This window comes from Bradyrhizobium sp. BR 10289, from assembly GCF_019455385.1.
Taxonomy (GTDB): Bacteria; Pseudomonadota; Alphaproteobacteria; order Rhizobiales; family Xanthobacteraceae; genus Bradyrhizobium.
On sequence record NZ_JACOFR010000006.1, the window covers coordinates 236,268 to 252,236 of the forward strand.

Annotated in this window: 13 protein-coding genes and 1 tRNA gene; 7 read left to right on the top strand and 7 right to left on the bottom strand. The window is 63.3% G+C overall.

Translation table 11 applies throughout. The features are described 5' to 3' along the window. Positions 1-193: 193 nt before the first annotated feature. From HYH08_RS13860 to HYH08_RS13875, 4 genes are all read right to left on the bottom strand, one after another. Positions 194-1,504 carry an ABC transporter substrate-binding protein gene (locus HYH08_RS13860; RefSeq protein WP_220010360.1) on the bottom strand — a complete coding sequence of 437 codons (1,311 nt, stop codon included), beginning with the start codon at positions 1,502-1,504 and terminating at the stop codon, positions 194-196. Between the two features lie 148 nt (positions 1,505-1,652). Then, complete coding sequence (uvrA, locus tag HYH08_RS13865) at positions 1,653-4,163, bottom strand: excinuclease ABC subunit UvrA (protein WP_220010361.1); 2,511 nt, start codon at positions 4,161-4,163, stop codon at positions 1,653-1,655. A gap of 74 nt (positions 4,164-4,237) precedes the next feature. After that, the gene (locus HYH08_RS13870; RefSeq protein WP_220010362.1) at positions 4,238-5,353 is read right to left on the bottom strand and encodes a D-alanine--D-alanine ligase family protein; all 1,116 of its coding nucleotides are present in this window, start codon (positions 5,351-5,353) and stop codon (positions 4,238-4,240) included. A gap of 129 nt (positions 5,354-5,482) precedes the next feature. Next, positions 5,483-6,700 (bottom strand): SMP-30/gluconolactonase/LRE family protein, encoded by a 1,218-nt coding sequence (locus tag HYH08_RS13875; protein ID WP_220010363.1) that lies wholly within the window; start codon positions 6,698-6,700, stop codon positions 5,483-5,485. Positions 6,701-7,019: 319 nt separating this feature from the next. On the opposite strand from HYH08_RS13875, the gene HYH08_RS13880 reads away from it, so the two are divergent. The 6 genes from HYH08_RS13880 (at position 7,020) to HYH08_RS13905 (ending at position 12,615) form a co-directional block, all read left to right on the top strand. Further along, positions 7,020-7,229 carry a hypothetical protein gene (locus HYH08_RS13880; protein WP_220010419.1) on the top strand — a complete coding sequence of 70 codons (210 nt, stop codon included), beginning with the start codon at positions 7,020-7,022 and terminating at the stop codon, positions 7,227-7,229. 422 nt (positions 7,230-7,651) lie between these two features. Continuing rightward, positions 7,652-9,211 (top strand): 2-isopropylmalate synthase, encoded by a 1,560-nt coding sequence (locus tag HYH08_RS13885; RefSeq protein WP_220010364.1) that lies wholly within the window; start codon positions 7,652-7,654, stop codon positions 9,209-9,211. 291 nt (positions 9,212-9,502) lie between these two features. Further along, complete coding sequence (locus HYH08_RS13890) at positions 9,503-10,507, top strand: TRAP transporter substrate-binding protein (protein WP_220010365.1); 1,005 nt, start codon at positions 9,503-9,505, stop codon at positions 10,505-10,507. Positions 10,508-10,730: 223 nt separating this feature from the next. Further along, positions 10,731-11,327, top strand: coding sequence for a Spy/CpxP family protein refolding chaperone (locus HYH08_RS13895; RefSeq protein ID WP_220010366.1), 597 nt, complete (start codon positions 10,731-10,733; stop codon positions 11,325-11,327). Between the two features lie 184 nt (positions 11,328-11,511). Then, positions 11,512-11,587, top strand: a tRNA-Lys gene (locus HYH08_RS13900). A gap of 584 nt (positions 11,588-12,171) precedes the next feature. Next, a complete protein-coding gene (locus HYH08_RS13905; RefSeq protein ID WP_220010367.1) occupies positions 12,172-12,615 on the top strand; it encodes a tautomerase family protein in 444 nt (147 codons plus the stop codon). 68 nt (positions 12,616-12,683) lie between these two features. On the opposite strand, the gene HYH08_RS13910 is transcribed toward HYH08_RS13905, so the two are convergent. Next, positions 12,684-13,409 carry a GntR family transcriptional regulator gene (locus tag HYH08_RS13910; RefSeq protein WP_349631425.1) on the bottom strand — a complete coding sequence of 242 codons (726 nt, stop codon included), beginning with the start codon at positions 13,407-13,409 and terminating at the stop codon, positions 12,684-12,686. 177 nt (positions 13,410-13,586) lie between these two features. On the opposite strand from HYH08_RS13910, the gene HYH08_RS13915 reads away from it, so the two are divergent. After that, entirely contained in the window at positions 13,587-14,207 is a 621-nt protein-coding gene (locus HYH08_RS13915) for an O-methyltransferase (protein ID WP_220010369.1), read from the top strand. Here HYH08_RS13915 and HYH08_RS13920 read toward each other — a convergent pair. Further along, a complete protein-coding gene (locus HYH08_RS13920; RefSeq protein WP_220010370.1) occupies positions 14,194-15,741 on the bottom strand; it encodes an ABC transporter substrate-binding protein in 1,548 nt (515 codons plus the stop codon). The genes HYH08_RS13915 and HYH08_RS13920 overlap by 14 nt on opposite strands. Continuing rightward, positions 15,738-15,953 carry a hypothetical protein gene (locus HYH08_RS13925; RefSeq protein ID WP_220010371.1) on the bottom strand — a complete coding sequence of 72 codons (216 nt, stop codon included), beginning with the start codon at positions 15,951-15,953 and terminating at the stop codon, positions 15,738-15,740. The genes HYH08_RS13920 and HYH08_RS13925 overlap by 4 nt, the downstream gene beginning before the upstream one ends. Positions 15,954-15,969 lie beyond the last annotated feature (16 nt).

The following is a 15,969-nucleotide window of genomic DNA, read 5'->3' on the forward strand; positions in this document are numbered from 1 at the left end:
TCGTAGGGTGGGCAAAGCGAAGCGTGCCCACGTTTTCGTCGTAGTCCGAGAGAGATCGTGGGCACGGCGCAAGTGCGCCTTTGCCCACCCTACGATTTCTCTCACCGTCAATGCCGAGACAGCCCCTCACCCCAGCCCTCTCCCCGTAAGAACGGGGCGAGGGAGCGCAGCGCTGCTCGTGGCTCGCACTAGGCTAGGCCCCGTAAGTCGAGCCCTTCGGCAGCGGAAACACCGGGTCTTGCGTGCGGATGTTGGTCGGCCACACCACCGAGATGTGCTCGCCGGCGTTTTGCATCACTACCGGGGTCGAGCGCTCGTTCTGGCCGGACATCGGCGTGCCCGGCGGAAAGAATTTGACGCCGTAGCCCTGGATGGTGCCGCCGGCAGGGATGTCGACGTCGAGCGCGGCCTTGCGAATGGCCTCCGGCTCGAAGCTGCCGTACTTCTCTCTGGCGACCGGCAGCACGTTGTTGAGCAGGATCCAGGTCTGGTTGAAGCCCATCGAGCAGTGCGGCGGCACGTCGGTCGCGCCCGTCTTGGCTTTGTAGCGCGTGACCATGGCGTTCGTCAGATCGCCGATACCCGGCGCGAGCTTTGACGGGTCGAGCAATTGCGCCGGCACCGGATCGATGTTGCAGAAATTGTCGATGTCGGCGCCGAAGGTTGCGCGCAGCTTGTCGAGCTGGCTGTAGCCGGCGCCTGCGCCGAACAGCATCTTGAAGCGCAATCCGCTCTCGCGCGCCTGACGCAGGAACAGCGTGATGTCGGGGTTGTAGCCGGCATGCGAGATCACGTCGGCCTTGGCGCGCTTGATCTTGGTGACGAGCACCGAGAGGTCGGGCGCGGAGGCTGAGTAGCCCTCACGCAGCACGACCTGGATGCCGGCCTCCTTGGCATAGGCCTCGTCCGCGGCGGCGACGCCGACGCCATAGGGACCATCCTCGTGGATCAGCGCGACCTTGACCTCCTTCGGATCGATGCCGAGCTTGCCTTTCGCATGCTCGGCGAGGAATCCCGCAAAGGCCTGGCCGTACTGGTCGGAATGGATCTGCGCGCGAAACACATATTGCAGGTTCTTGTCCTTGAACACGGCGGTCGAGACCGCGGTGGTGATCCACAGGATCTTCTTTTGCTGCTCGACCTTCGCCGCCATCGGCACCGCATGGGCGCTGGAATAGACGCCGTTGATGATGTCGATCTTTTCCTGGCTGATCAGCCGCTCGGCCTCGTTGATCGCGACGTCGGCCTTGCTCTGGGAGTCCGCCGCGACGGGCACGATCTTCGTCTTGCCGCCGATGCCGCCCTTCTCATTGACGAGATCGATGGCGATCTGCGCGCCGACCGAGGAGGCGACCGAGCCGCCGGCGGCGAAGGGGCCGGTGAGGTCGTAGATCAGGCCGATGCGCAAATTCTCGGCCTGCGCCTGAGCCCGTGTCCAATCGAGGCTGAGTGTGGCGGCGGCAGCCGCCGTACCCTTCAGCAGCTGCCTGCGTGAAGTCGGCATCCTATCCTCCCTCAAAACCGTCTGTTGATTGGTCTTGTTGTTTTTTGCGAAGTATGGGGAAGGGGGCCACGGAAAGTCAACATCGCGAAAGTCTCGGTCGGTCCTCGCAGCCGTTGAATGCAACTGCGAAGCGCCGGGTGATCGCGCGTTACCGGTTCAAACGGCGGGCAAGGTAGCGTGCGGTCTTGCCACCGGCTTTCGCGACCCGGTCTGGCGGACCCGCCGCGACGATGTTGCCGCCCTCGTCACCCGCGCCCGGGCCGAGATCGATGATCCAGTCGCTGTGAGAGACGACATCCATGTCATGCTCGACCACGACCACGCTGTTGCCCGCATCCACGATCCGGTCGAGCAGGGCAATCAGCCGTTCGGCATCCCTGGGATGAAGGCCGGTGGTCGGCTCGTCCAGGACATAGAGCGTGTGACCGCGCTGCGGGCGCATGAGCTCCGTTGCCAGCTTGATGCGCTGGGCTTCGCCGCCGGATAGTTCGGTCGCGGACTGGCCGAGGCGGATATAGCCGAGGCCGACCTCGCGCACGACGGACAGCGCGCGGTTCAGCGTCGTATCGCCGCTGAAGAAGTCGAAGGCCTCGTCGACGCGCATCGCCAGCACATCCGCGATCGACTTGCCGTCGATCTTCACCTCGAGCGTCTTGTCGTTGTAGCGCGCGCCCTTGCAGGTCGGGCAGGGCGCATAGACGCTAGGCAGGAACAGCAACTCCACGCACACGAACCCTTCGCCCTCGCAGGTCCCGCACCGGCCCTTGGCGACATTGAACGAGAAGCGTCCGGCATCGTAGCGGCGCGACTTTGCCTGCGGCGTTGCCGCGAACAGCTTTCGGACATGGTCGAACAGGCCGGTATAGGTCGCAAGGTTCGATCGCGGCGTGCGGCCGATCGGCTTCTGATCCACCACGACGAGGCGGTCGATCTGATCGAGCCCGGCGGTAATCTTGCCGCCCAATGTCTCCACGGTGGGGGCCAGGGTGTCGTCGTCCGCATCGGTGGCCAGCGTGTGGCCGAGATGACCAGCCACGGCGTCGACGAGGAATTGGCTGATCAGGCTCGACTTGCCGGAGCCGGACACGCCGGTGACGCTGGCGATGACGCCAAGGGGAATATCGACGTCGAGGCCGCGCAGATTGTTGCGGGTCACGCCTCTGATCTTCAGATGCCCCTTCGGCTCGCGGCGGAGCGTCGGCAGCTGCTTTCGCGGCTGCGCGACATAATGGGCGGTTCGCGATTGCTTGACGTCGCCGAGCCCTGCGGGCGGACCGCTATAGAGGATGAGGCCGCCGCCGTCGCCGGCATCGGGCCCGACATCCACCAGCCAGTCGGCGTGCCTGATCACCTCGATCTCGTGCTCGACCACGAAGATGGAATTGCCGGCGTGCTTGAGGCGGTCCAGCGCCCGCAGCAACGCTTCCGTGTCGGCGGGATGCAGGCCCGCAGACGGTTCGTCGAGCACGTAGACGACGCCGAACAGGTTGGAGCGGACCTGCGTCGCAAGGCGCAGACGTTGCAATTCGCCCGGCGACAGCGTCGGCGTGCTGCGCTCGCAGGCGAGATAACCGAGGCCGAGGTCGAGCAGCACGGCGAGCCGCGCCGACAGATCCTCGCAGATTCGCCGGGCGACGACGGTCTTCTCGGATTTGTCCGCCGACGCCTGCGCAAACGGCTTGATCAGCTCGTGCAGTTGCTTGAGCGGCAAATGCGACATCTCGGCGATGTTGAGGCCGGCGAACTTGACCTTGAGCGCCTCGGGCTTCAGCCGCGTGCCGTGGCAGGTCGGACAGTCCTGCGTGATCATGAATTGCGCGACGCGGCGCTTCATCATCGCGCTCTCGGACTTGGCGTAGGTCTGCATCACGTAGCGCTTGGCGCCCGTGAACGTGCCCTGGTAGCTCGGCTCCTCCTTGCGGCGCAGCGCCCGCTTGACCTCGGCGGCATCGTAACCGGCATAGACCGGAACGGTCGGCTGCTCCTCGGTGAACAGGATCCAGTCGCGATCTTTCTTGGGCAGCTCACGCCAGGGTTTGTCGACGTCGTAGCCAAGTGTCGTCAGGATGTCGCGGAGGTTCTGGCCCTGCCAGGCGCTCGGCCAGGCCGCGATGGCGCGCTCGCGGATGGTCTTAGTGTCGTCGGGCACCATGGATTTCTCGGTGACGTCGAGCATCCGGCCGATGCCGTGGCAGGTCGGGCAGGCGCCCTCCGGCGTGTTCGGCGAAAACGATTCCGCATAGAGCATCGGCTGTCCCCGCGGATAATCCCCGGCGCGGGAATAGAGCATCCGGAGCAGGTTCGAGATGGTCGTCACGCTGCCGACGGACGATCGCGTCGTCGGCGCGCCCCGCTGCTGCTGGAGCGCCACCGCTGGCGGCAGGCCCTCGATGTCGTCGACTTCAGGAATCTGCATCTGGTGGAACAGCCGCCGCGCATAGGGCGAGACCGACTCCAGATAGCGTCGCTGCGCCTCGGCATAGATCGTCCCGAAGGCGAGCGAGGATTTTCCGGAACCCGACACGCCCGTGAACACGACCAGGGCGTTGCGGGGAATTTTGACGTCGACGTTCCTGAGATTGTGCTCGCGCGCGCCGCGGACATGAACGAAACCGTCGTCCTGCGTCAGGCTACTCTGGTGTCTCGGTCGATCGTCCATTTGGCTCCTCCGGCCCGGTGCGAGGCTTGCTTCGCACAGCGGTCGGCTGTCGCTCTGTGCCGACGAAGGTCAACCTAGCTCGCGTAACCCCGTTCCAGCGATTGGCGCTGGCGATACCGCTCCAGCGCCAGATCGACGAGGCGCGACAGCAACTCGGCATAGGGCACGCCCGAGGCTTCCATCATCTTCGGATACATGCTGATCGAGGTGAAGCCGGGCAGGGTGTTGATCTCGTTGAAATAGAATTGGCCGCTTTGCCGGTCGAGGAAGAAGTCGACACGCGCAAAGCCGCTGCATTCGAGCGCCGCGAACACCTGCGTCGCCAGCGATCGCACCCGCTCCATCTGCGGCGCATCCAGCCGCGCCGGCAGGTCGACCCGGGCCCCGTCGGGATCGAGATATTTTGCCTCGTAGGAATAGAACTCGTGATGGGCGTTGGGATTGAGCTCGCTGGCGACGCTGGCGAACAGCGTCTCGCCTTCGAGCACCGCGACCTCGATCTCGCGTGCGTCGATGCCCTGCTCGACCAGCACCTTGACGTCATAGCGGAACGCATCGTCGAGCGCGGCGCCAAGCGCATCCCAGGTCTTGACCTTGTGGATGCCGACGCTGGAGCCCATGTTGCACGGCTTGACGAACACCGGCAGGCAGAGGCCCTCGGTCGCCTTCGCAAGCGATGCGGACCGGTCCTGCGTGAAGGCCTTGCGACCGAGCACGCGATAGGGAGCGACCGGAATGCCGGCGAATTCGGCGAGCCGCTTGGCGACGTCCTTGTCCATGCTGACGGCGGAGGCGAGCACGCCGGAGCCGACATAGGCGACATCGGCCAATTCCAGCAGGCCCTGCACCGCGCCGTCCTCGCACAGCGGCCCATGCATGACCGGAAACACGACGTCGATCTCGACCGGAGCGCCCGGCGCGACCGGCATGAGCGTGCCGCGCCCGTCAGCGCCTCTGGTGAGCCGCATCTCCGGCGCGTCCGCCAGGATCGGCAAGGACACCGCGTTGATCTGATCGAGCGTGTGTAGGTCGTTCCATTGCCACCGGCCCTCCTTGTCGATCGAGACCGGAATCACCTCGAAGCGGCTGCGGTCGAGATGACGGAGCACGGAAGCGGCCGATTTCAGCGAGACCTCGTGCTCACCGGACCTGCCGCCATAGAGAACAACGACGCGAATTTTGCCTGCCATGGTTCAATTATCACGCGCTCCGTCCGGAAGTCACCTCTGTTGCTGCGGCGCGCATCGACAGGCTGGCCAAAACAAGACGGCGCCGGCAAGGCACGCCGGCGCCGTGTCGCAATTCAAGGCTTTTGCCGCCTAGCCGGGTCCTGCGCCCTGTGTCGCCGTATACACGGCGTAGAGCGACTGGCTCGCGGCCATGAACAGGCGGTTACGCTTGGGGCCGCCGAAGCAGATGTTGCCGCACACCTCCGGCAGGCGGATGCGCCCGAGCAGCTTGCCCTCCGGCGACCACACGGTGACGCCGCTATAGCCGACCGCGCGGCCGGCATTGCTGGAGGCCCAGACATTGCCGTTGACGTCGCAGCGCACGCCATCGGGGCCGCATTTCACGCCGTCGATGACGCAATCGGAGAAGCGCTGCTGGTTGGAGAGCTTGTTGTCCGTCCCCACGTCAAACACGAAAATCTCGCCCTTGCCGCCGGGGCCGGTGTCGCCGGGTCCCTTGCCGGTGGAGACGACATAGAGCTTCTTGAAGTCCGGCGAGAAGCACAGGCCGTTGGGATCGGGCACCTGCTCCTCGGTGACGACGAGGTCTATGCGGCCCGAGGGATCGATGCGATAGCAGTTGGTCGGCAGCTCGCGCTTGCCCGGTGTGAAGCCGGCCGGCTGGCCGATCCGCGGATTGAGCTTGCCGCCCGCATTGCTCGGGCCACCGGCTGCGTCAGGCTCGCCCTCATAGAGCTGGCCGCCATAGGGCGGGTCGGTGAACCAGTAGCTGCCGTCGGGATGGGCGACGACGTCGTTCGGCGAGTTCAGCCGCTTGCCCTGGTAGGAATCCGCGAGCACCGTGGCGGTGCCGTCATGCTCATAGCGCGTCACCCGCCGCGTCAGATGCTCGCAGGAGAGCTGCCGGCCCTGGAAGTCGAACGAATTGCCGTTGGAATTGTTGGAGGGGCTGCGGAAGACGCTGACGCGGCCGTCGTCCTCGGTCCAGCGCATTTGCCTGTTGTTGGGAATGTCGCTCCAGAGCAGATAACGTCCCTGTGCGCTCCAGGCCGGACCTTCCGCCCACAACAGGCCGGTATAGAGGCGCTTGATCGCGGTGTTGGGCTGCGCGAGATCGTTGAAGGATGGATCCACCGCGACGATGTCGGGGTCCCAGAAATAAGTCGTCGGCGCCCCATGAGGCCCGAAATCGCGCGGCGGGGTGGTGATCGTGGTCGGCGGTGCGGCCGGGCCGGTCTGGGCCAGTACGGGGCCGGCCATCGTGGCGGCGGCGCCGAGCGCGAGGCCTTGCACCAGCGTCCGTCGTGAAAGCGCAGCATCCTGGTCACGCTGCTGTTGGCGTGTCATCGCGTCCTCCCGGTCATGTTGGCTGGCCGGTTGATCCGGCCGAGCTGCCGTGGAGGTTAGTCCGGTCTGCGACCAGTTGCGAGCGGTGGATTCGCATCCTTTGCGCGATGCCGAAATGATGTCGCGAATTCGTCGCAGCTCCGTCTCAAACGAGGCTCCCGAACCTGCGCATGGCCGTTCCACAGGCGTGAACGACTGTTCGTTCGCCTCACAATGATGGAGCACGCAGCCTTGACCCCGCCCTCATTGCTGCGCACAACTCTTCCGGACAAAGTCGGAGTTGAGTGTGGGTGTCTTCATCTTGATCGTGTTGCTCGCGATGGCCTTCGCGGGCGGCTATTTCACGCGCGACTACATCTCCCGCCAGCGCCGTGCTGAAGCCCGTCGCATGCGCGGCTACGCGCAGCCGGATTGGCTCAATGCCAATGCGCCCGCCAATACCAATGAGGTCGCCCCGCCGGCCACCGGCGAACTCGGTCAAATGCTCGACCGCTGGGAGAGCAGGGCCCGCGCCCGCCGCGCGGGGTAGGTCGGGGTTGCCCGGCGCGAAGACCGGATGTCACGCCGGGCGATCCGGGCCGCAAGATCAACCAGGTCAGTCTCCCTGACCATCTTTTGGCGTTGCAGTTGCGCCCGTTTCTCGTCTAGAAACGGGCGTATCGAGCCTCCCGGCAACCAACCGTCAACGGTTTTGACCGAGGATTGAGGGCTCAAAAGGGTCTGGCAATGCTGATTCGCGGCCAAATCGAGGGATTTTCGGGGGAGGTGGCTCTGGCCGCCGCCACGATCCCGGCTGCGCTGCCCACCCTCCTGATTAGCGGGCTTCTTCTTAGCTGCCCCTGAGGGCCGGCTGGGCGCTGCGCGCCTGGGCACTCAGGGGTTGGTCAAGATCACCGGACACCTCAGGCGCCCTTAAGATTGACGGCGCAAAAGCTCAAAAGGAAATTTGCAATGGCCCCCGCGAACAAGTCCGACAAGGACCGCGTCATCATTTTCGACACCACGCTGCGCGACGGCGAGCAGTGCCCCGGCGCCACCATGACCTTCGAGGAGAAGCTCGAGGTCGCCGAGCTGCTGGACGATATGGGCGTCGACGTCATCGAGGCCGGCTTCCCGATCACCTCGCAGGGTGACTTCGAAGCCGTGAGCGAGATCGCCCGCCGCTCCAAGAACTCCATCATCGCCGGCCTGTCGCGTGCGCATCCGGCCGACATCGACCGCTGCGCCGAGGCGGTGAAATTCGCCAAGCGCGGCCGCGTCCACACCGTGATCGCGACCTCGCCGCTGCACATGCGGGTGAAGTTGAACAAGACGCCGGAAGAGGTATTGGAGACCTCGGTCGCGATGGTCGCGCGCGCCCGCAACCAGATCGATGACGTCGAATGGTCGGCCGAGGACGGCACCCGCAGCGAGATGGATTATCTGTGCCGCATCGTCGAGGCCGTGATCAAGGCCGGCGCCACCACGGTGAACATCCCCGACACCGTCGGCTACACGGTGCCGGAGGAATACACCCATTTCATGAAGACGCTGATCGAGCGCGTGCCGAACTCCGACAAGGCCGTGTTCTCGGTGCACTGCCATAACGACCTCGGCATGGCGGTCGCAAACTCGCTGGCCGGCGTCATCGGCGGCGCGCGCCAGGTGGAGTGCACCATCAACGGCATCGGCGAGCGCGCCGGCAACGCCGCGCTCGAAGAGATCGTGATGGCGATCAACGTGCGCAACGACAAATTTCCCTACTGGAACAAGATCGACACCACGCAGCTGACCCGCGCCTCGAAGGTGGTGTCGGCGGCGACCTCGTTCCCGGTGCAATACAACAAGGCCATCGTCGGCCGAAATGCGTTCGCGCATGAGAGCGGCATCCACCAGGACGGCGTGCTGAAGGATGCCTCCACCTACGAGATCATGCGGCCCGAGATGGTCGGCCTGAAGCAGTCCTCGCTGGTGCTCGGCAAGCACTCCGGTCGCCACGCCTTCGTACACAAGCTGGAGGAGATGGGTTACAAGCTCGGCCCGAACCAGCTGGAAGATGCGTTCACGCGGATGAAGGCGCTCGCCGACCGCAAGAAGGACATCTACGACGAGGATATCGAGGCGCTGGTCGATGAGGAGATGGCGGCCTCGCACGACCGCATCAAGCTGACGTCGCTGACCGTGATCGCCGGCACCCATGGTCCGCAGCGCGCGACCATGAAGCTGGACGTCGACGGCCAGATCAGGATCGAGGAGGCCGAGGGTAACGGCCCGGTCGACGCGGTGTTCAACTGCATCAAGCGCCTGGTGCCGCATGAGGCCAAGCTCGAGCTGTACCAGGTCCACGCCGTGACCGAAGGCACCGATGCGCAGGCGGAAGTCTCGGTGCGGCTGTCTCAGGAGGGACGTGCGATGACGGCGCGCGCAGCGGATCCGGATACGCTGGTCGCTTCGGCCAAGGCCTATCTCGGCGCGCTCAACAAGATCGTCATGAAGCGCCAGCGCGATAATGTGACGGCGGCGGCGAGCTGACGCCTTCGCCTCTCCCGCTTGCGGGAGAGGCCGACGCGTGCGAAGCGCGCGGCGGGTGAGGGTTCTTTCCTCTCGGGGAGTGTCCCATTGCGGAGACCCCCGCATCCGCCTTCGCCAAGGCTTCGGCGGACAAGAGCGGGAGAGGGAGCGCAGCACTGATCGCGGCGCCAACATCATGAATACCTGCCCTGCTAAGGGCCAATAGCGGCTGTCTCTCCCAGCCGCTATTGATGCTGCCGGCATAAGAATTGGCCGTCCGCATCGGCGGCCCAAATACAACAGGGAGAGATCATGCGCACCTTTGCGATCGCAGCGTCCATCGCGGCACTGGCACTTGGCTTGACCGGGCCGGCATCGGCCCAATCGCCTATCATCATCAAGTTCAGCCATGTGGTCGCGACCGACACGCCGAAGGGCAAGGCCTCCGAGAAGTTCAAGGAGCTCGCCGAGAAGTACACCGGCGGCAAGGTCAAGGTCGAGGTCTATCCGAACTCGACGCTCTACAAGGACAAGGAGGAGCTCGAGGCGCTCCAGCTCGGCAGCGTGCAGATGCTGGCGCCGTCCAACTCGAAATTCGGTCCGCTCGGCATCCGCGAGTTCGAGGTGTTCGATCTGCCCTACATCCTTCCCGACCTGAAGACGCTGCGGAAGGTGACGGAAGGTCCGCTCGGAGCAAAGCTGCTGAAGCAGCTCGAGCCCAAGGGCATCACCGGCCTTGCCTACTGGGACAACGGCTTCAAGCAGATGAGCGCCAACAAGAGGCTCGTCGCGCCCGCCGACTACCAGGGCGTCAAGTTCCGCATCCAGTCCTCGCGCGTGCTGCAGGCCCAGTTCAAGGCGCTCGGCTCGCTGCCGCAGGTGATGGCGTTCTCGGAAGTCTACCAGGCACTGCAGACCGGCGTCGTCGACGGGCAGGAGAATACCTGGTCGAACATCTATACCCAGAAGATGCACGAGGTGCAGAAGTACATCACCGAGACCAATCACGGCTACATCGGCTACGTCGTCATCGTGAACAAGAAGTTCTGGGACGATCTGCCGGCCGACATCCGCGAGCAGCTGTCGAAGGCGATGAAGGAAGCCACCGACTTCAACAACGCGCAGTCGCAGAAGGAAAACGACGACGCGCTCGCCGAGGTCAAGAAGAGCGGCAAGAGCGAGATCATCAAGCTCACCGCCGAGCAGGACGAGGCGATGCGCAAGGCGATGGAGCCGGTCTACAAGGACGCCGCCAGCCGTGTCGGCCAGCCGCTGATCGACGAGTTCCTGAAGGAAGCCAAGAGCACGACGAATTAGTGCGCGACGAACCAGCTCACGCCAGGTGGATAAATAATGCATGAACGAAGGGCTTCCGTGCCGTCACGGAAGCCCTTCTTGTTGCAAATCGTTTCAATATGCATCTGAACAGGCATTCACGGCAGTTACATCTCTGTAAGAACGGCTTCCCTGTCCAAGTTGTAAGTTGCGCACTGGCCTCGCGGCGCTCATCTTCGACGCATCCTTCCAGAGGAGGTATGTCATGAGGAAGTTCACCATCGCCGCCATCGCCGTGCTCAGCATCGCCGGCTCGGGCGCGGTCTATGCCCAATATCATCGCCCGTGGATGGAGCACTTCCACCACATCCGCATGAACCCGGAAGACCGCGCCGCCTTCGTCGACGCGCGGATCGCCGCCGTCCATGCCGGGCTGAAGCTCAACGCCGACCAGGAGAAGCTGTGGCCGCCGGTCGAGGCCGCCGTGCGCGACTTCGCCAAGCTGCGCATCGACCGCGCCAATGCGCGGATGAATGCCGGCCCCGGCAATGCGGACAAGCCGGAGGATCCGGTCGCCCGCCTGCGCGAGCGCGCCGATGACATGGGCGCGACCTCCGCTGCCCTGAAGAAGATCGCCGATGCCGCCGACCCGCTCTACAAGACGCTCGATGACGGCCAGAAGCGGCGCCTCGCCGTGCTGACCCGCCACCGCGGTCCGTTCGGCGGCGGTGAGGACGGCCCGCCCCGTCACTTCATGGAACGCGGCATGGACCGCATGATGGAGCGGGGCATGGACCGCTTCCACGGCGACCGTTTCGACCGTGACGGCGGCGAGGGGCGGGACCGCGAGGGCCGGCTCTGAGTCACCCCCGTATTTCCCGCGGGATCAACCCTGGGATTACTGTTGGGAATTACTACTGGCGAAGCCGCTGGAATCCAGCGGCTTTTCGCTTTTTGGGGACTGTGGAAAAACCTTCATTGCATCGCTTGCCAGACCGGATTCGCTTTGCTAAACGACCGGCCTCGCAAGGCACTCACCGCCTTTCGGGCGCATAGCTCAGTTGGTAGAGCAGCTGACTCTTAATCAGCGGGTCCCAGGTTCGAGCCCTGGTGCGCCCACCACTCGCAAGAGATTGGTCCGCAAGGGCATTTTTGAATTCCTCGGCAGAGCAAACCGGGATCCGTGCGACGCTTTTAACGGTCGCACGCCGTGCGACGAGTCCGGTAATTAGGGCCGAAGCCCATCTATCGCTGAAACGCGCAGCCAAACGAGACCTACCGGTGCGCGTTCAATTCTTCATGGCTTCTTTCCGCACATGCAATTCAAGCCTGTCGATAACGGAGTCGGCGGGAGCCGCATTGCGGACGCGGTAGTGCTTCACGATAGTCTATGCGCTTCGGTATGAACGCACAGTGATGTCGCAGATCGTCAGCAAGTCGCAGCCAGCCCGATCAAGAAGCATGACGCAGGTATCGCGTAGGTCTTGGTCGTGTTTCTGGTCGAGTTCGCCGGCGCCGTTGACGAACCGCCGGCGCCGGGCAAGGCTTTCACGAGGTTGGCGGCATATGGCTCCAAGACCAGGAGACGAAGCGCGTCGCCGTCCGTTCAACCGCGATAGGCGTGGCCGCCAAGTACAATCCGCTTGACCTGAAAGCAGCCAGAGGTTGTCTTAGATCATTCAGACTGCGAATTGCGGGAGAGAGCAATGCCCACATATCACTGCACCGCGTCGATCGGCTTTCTCAATCAGCCGCTTAGAGCGGCGGTGGCTGAAGCGATCACGCGGATCCACCGCGATATCACTGGCGCTCCCGGCTTCTTTGCGCAGGTGATCTTCCATGAAACCGCCAATGGGAATCATTTTATGGGAGGCGTGGCAGCCTCCGCAGATCAGATATTCGTTCACGGCTTCATCAGGGCGGGGCGTACGGCTACCAACCTTCGAAAACTCGTGACTGAAATCGTGACTTCACTTGCCGGTCTAACAGGCCTGCCGACCAGATGCATTTGGGTTTATCTCACCGAGATACCAGCAAATCAGATGGCGGAATACGGACATGTGCTGCCCGAGCCTGGGGACGAAGCAAGTTGGCTAGCTGGCCTTCCCGAGGAGGATATACGTTTCCTGAAATCGATCGGAACATCCTGAGGGCCGCGATATTGGGGCGGCAGATCCGAGTCCGGGCGAATTCAAGACATCCAGCGTCGGCGAGGGAGCTATCGACCAGAGACGCGTTCGATCTTTCCGGTCCCGAGCGGTTTCAGCACGGCCATCTTCAGGCGATGCACATGGGCCCGCGCCAATTTCTCGGCGGCCACTTCGTCGCGGCGGCGCAGCGCATTGGTGATCTCGCGGTGATCTTTGAAGTTCTCGTTCAGAACCTTGGCCGTTCGTTCACTCGCCCGGCCGCGGCACATCGCGCTCGTTCGTGCATAGATGCCCGTGAGGTGCCGCTCGATCAACGAATTGCGAGCTCCGCGTAAGACCTGCTCATGGAACCGGAGCGCGGAGGCCGCAAATTCTCGTTCGTAACGCTCCGAGACAAGCGTCTTCTGATGTTTAATCGTTTCGGCGAGCTCGTTGAGCTCCGCCTCGGTCATGCGAGCCGCAGCCAACCGCGTGGCCATCCCCTCCAGGGCTTCCCGAGTCTCGAACAAGGCATGCAGACGTTCCTCGTCGAACGCGACGAGATAAACGCCCTGCCGGGGCGTAACATCGACCAAGCCCTCGGCATCCAACTTGGTTATGGCGCTCCATACCGGGGAACGGCTCACACCGAGCTCCCTCGAGATCATCTCGACGCTCAGCTTTTGACCCGGCTGGAAGCGCGCATCCTCAAGCAGCATAGCGCGCACGGAGTCATACGCATCGCTAGTCAGAGTGCTTCGGCGAAGCTTACGCATCCTACTCAGCCCATCAAAGTCATCTTCGCAGATGCACATATTGCCAGATTCGCCCGGAAAATAGTCGAATATTGTCGGCTCGCCCTTTGGGTGTCATAATAGCTACGGCCGGGCTCTGAGGGGAGCGATACGCATCCGGTCTGCACCTTATTCAAACCGCGTGCGGGGACCTGTTTGAGGATTTTTCCCGATAGGCGCCGTGCGAAGGAGTGGATTGTGGAGCAGGCGAAGGACGTAGCCAGAGCGATTCTGGCCGAAATCGAGAAGGCCGGTGCCTCATTTGACAGGGCGGAGCCCAATCACGAGCAGCGCTTTCTGAATCTCGATCGGGCTGCAGGCGAATTTCTGTTCTTCCTGGTCCGGGCCACGCGGCGCCGGAGGGTCGTCGAGATTGGGACGTCCAATGGCTGCAGTACGATCTGGCTCGCTATGGCCTTACGCGAACTCGCCGCTCCGGGCCGTCTGATCACGATTGAACGCAATCCGCAGAAACAGAGGGCCGCCGTCGACAATGTCAGGCGCGCCAGCGTGCACGATTATGTGGAATTTCTGCGCGGGGATGCAACAGAAGTTGCTCGAACAATCGATGGTCCGATCGACTGCATCTTTTTCGATGCGGATCGCGTCAGCGCGCATCTCCAGCTGAAGGTGCTTTGGCCCAAGCTCAGCGCGGATTGCCTGCTCGTCACCGACAATGCCATTTCGCACCCCGCCGAGCTAGAAGCCTATTTTGGATTGCTCGCGGCGCTGCCCGAATTTCAGACGCTGGTCCTGCCCATTGGGAAAGGACTCCACGTCGCGCATCGGATTGCGAGCCGCGGCGCTAGGACTCCTTAGCAATCTCCGCGAAGTTGGCATTCGGGCCGTCGCCAGATACGGTATGGTTCCTGATCCTGCGATTGACGATCGTGATCTGCAGCGGTGCCAACAGGCTGATGTCCGGAAGATCCGTTACGACCAGATTTTGAAAACCAAGGTATAAGTTGCGACGTTTGGCCGGATCGGTCTCGATCGCAGCCTGCTCGAGCAAACTATCGGCACGGGGATTGGCGTAGTGTGAGCCGTTCGAAAACGGCACGCCCTTCCGGAAATTGCGCGACCAATAGATGCGCTGGACTCCGACCGACGGGTCGAACATGTTATTGCTTCGCGTAATCGAGAATGCGAATTCCCGATCGGTGTAGAGCCGCCGGACATATGCAGCGAACTCCTGTTTGCGTACCGAGACGGCGATGCCAACCTGCGCCATGGCACTCGCAACCTCCTCGGCGGTGCGTTCATAGCCATCGCCCGCCGGAACGAAATCCAAATCGATCGAAAACCGGATCCCTTCGGCATTGCGCGGGAAACCGGCTAGGTCGAGCCACCGCTCCGCTTCGCCGTGATCGAGCTCTGGAACCACCAAATGTTCGGCTCCATACGGGATCAGGTCGGGGCTGATTGGACCGAGCACCACCTTGGCATACCCATTCCAGGCCTTGGCCACCAGATCGGCGCGGTCAATGGCATGTGCGATGCCGCGGCGGACCCGGCGGTCGCCCAGGATCGGATGGTCCAGATTGAATTCGAGTCGAACGATCTGATTGGTATAGTCATATCCCCGTGTTTCGAATTTCAGGTTTGGGGCACGTGACAGCCGATCGAGGTCGACCACCGGCACCGGCGTTTGCGGTGCGATATCGATAGACCCATTCTCGATTTCCGCGACACGTGCGGCCGGATCTTTGACGAAGCGAATAAACAGCCCCTCGACGAACGGACGTGGCGCCCCCCAATAGGCAGGATTGCGTTCCAGGAGGACATGACTGCCCTTTATCCACTCGCGAAAGACGAACGGGCCGGTACCTACCGGCGTGGCCTCGTTGGGACTCTCTGTCGGTGAGTCTTCCTTGTATCGGTGGGCGGGCAGCATCGGCGATTCCGCGCCGGCAAACGCCCGGATCAATGCCGGCGCCGGGTCGGAAAGGCGAATGACGGCCGTCAGCGGATCCGGCGTCTGAACCTCGAGCACGCCTGCAAAGGTCGACCGGCCGCGCGGGTGAAACTGCTTCAGGAGCATGATCGACCGGGCAACGTCCGCCGACGTAAATGGCTCGCCATCGTGCCAGCGCACGTTCGGGCGAAGCGTGAAGGTCAACTTGAGGCCTGACATGTCGAACTGCCAGCCGGTCGCCAGCTGCGGGACGGGATTGAGCTCGAAATCGTAGGATAGTAGCCCTTCGAGGATCTTGCCCGACACGAGCATCGTGGGATCGCCGCTGTTGGTCAGCGCGATCAGGGCGGTCGGCTCCGGGTCGACCAGCATCGTCAGGACGTTCGCCGGAGTTCGCCGCTCGCGGACGCCCGGTTGCTGGGCATTGTGATCGGTCATGACGTCCTCGCCGTCGGCCAGGATTGATCGTTCATCGCGCCTCGATATTCCCGCGCATCCAACCTTCGGTAGTGCAGCAAGGCGAGCGGCGCAAGCCAACGCTGCAATGCCTGAGCCGGTAGCGGCCTGACAGGGGAAAACGGCAGGGCGATCGCGTCGAGCGGGATGCCCATGGCCGCCTTGGCCAGTTCCTTGCCGACCGCGAGTGACAACGCAACGGCGCGGCCG